Raw genomic sequence first — 1,300 nt, 5'->3', positions numbered from 1 at the left:
GTGAATGACGGGCGCTTCGATCGAGACGGTGCTGGAGCTCTGGGCGTCGTCGTTGCGCGAGGCCAAGGCGCGCATTCGACCTTTGTTCACCCAGGAGCGGGTCGCAGCATCGGCGGGGCTGTTCCTGGACGGCCTGCTGGGGGCTGAGCGGCGCAAGACGGGATGGATGCGTGCCGAGGCGGCGGGGGATCCTGGTCCCTGGCGTCAGCAGGCCATTCTCGGCCGCGGGCGCTGGGACGCGGATGCGCTGCGCGACATCGTGCGGGACTACGTGGTCGAGCACTTTGCGGCCGCGGACGCGGTGCTGGTCATCGACGAGACCGGCTTTCTCAAGCAGGGCAAGTCGTCCTGCGGTGTCGGGCGGCAGTACACGGGCTCGGCCGGCAAGATCACCAACTGCCAGATCGGCGTGTTCGCGACTCTCGTATCCCGGCACGGGCACGCCTTCATCGATCGCGCACTCTACCTGCCCAAACGCTGGACGGACGATGCCGCCCGCATGGCGGCAGCCCACGTCCTGCCCGGCACCGGCTTTGCGACCAAGCCTGCCCTGGCAATCGGCATGATCGGGCGCGCCATCACCGCGGGGGTGCCTTTTGGCTGGATCGCGGCCGACAGCGTCTACGGCGTGGGCGACATTGAGATGGCGCTGCGGCGTGCGGGCAAGGGCTATGTGCTCGGCGTCAACGCCACTCACCACTTCGGGTCCTGGATCGGCAAGCCCGAGGTTTCCGGAACGGCCGAGGACATCGCCCGGGATCTCGATCCCGCCGCGTGGCAGCGCCTGTCCGCAGGGCTCGGGACCAAGGGTGAGCGGTTGCATGACTGGGCCTATCTGGAGCTCGCTGACCTGGAGGCGGATGAGTTCAGTCCGCAGGCATCCGGTTTGTGGACGCGGGGTCTGATGATCCGCCGCCACATCGCTGATGGCGAGCTGGCCTACTTCACCACCTGGTGCCCGGCGGGAACGCCGATCGGGACGCTCGTCGCCGTCGAGGGGCATCGCTGGGCCATCGAGGACAGCTTCGAGACCGCCAAGAACGAACTCGGCCTGACCCACAACGAAACACGCTCCTGGCACGGCTGGCATCGGCACGTGTCGCTGGTCATGCTGGCCTTCGCCATGATGGCGGTGATCCGACACCACGCAAACCTTGCCGACGAGCAAACCTCAACCCGCATGAGTCGCAGCGAACACCGCTCATCCGCTGGTCTATCCAGGAGGTCCGCCGCATAGCGGTCCGCCTCGCCCAACGAAAGATCCGCCCCGCCCACGTCATCGCATGGTCACTCTGGCGAC

At 67.4% G+C, this 1,300-nt stretch carries 1 protein-coding gene; it reads left to right on the top strand.

Going from position 1 to position 1,300, the window contains the following annotated elements; genetic code table 11:
• Positions 1 to 4 precede the first annotated feature (4 nt).
• Positions 5 to 1,237 (top strand): IS701 family transposase, encoded by a 1,233-nt coding sequence (locus ACFFIC_RS29895; RefSeq protein WP_377057269.1) that lies wholly within the window; start codon positions 5 to 7, stop codon positions 1,235 to 1,237.
• Positions 1,238 to 1,300 lie beyond the last annotated feature (63 nt).

The sequence above is a fragment of the Muricoccus vinaceus genome (genome assembly GCF_042433125.1).
Taxonomy (GTDB): Bacteria; Pseudomonadota; Alphaproteobacteria; order Acetobacterales; family Acetobacteraceae; genus Roseomonas; species Roseomonas vinacea.
Note: the sequence above shows the minus strand (reverse complement) of the source record. Positions and strands in the feature narration are given on the sequence as shown.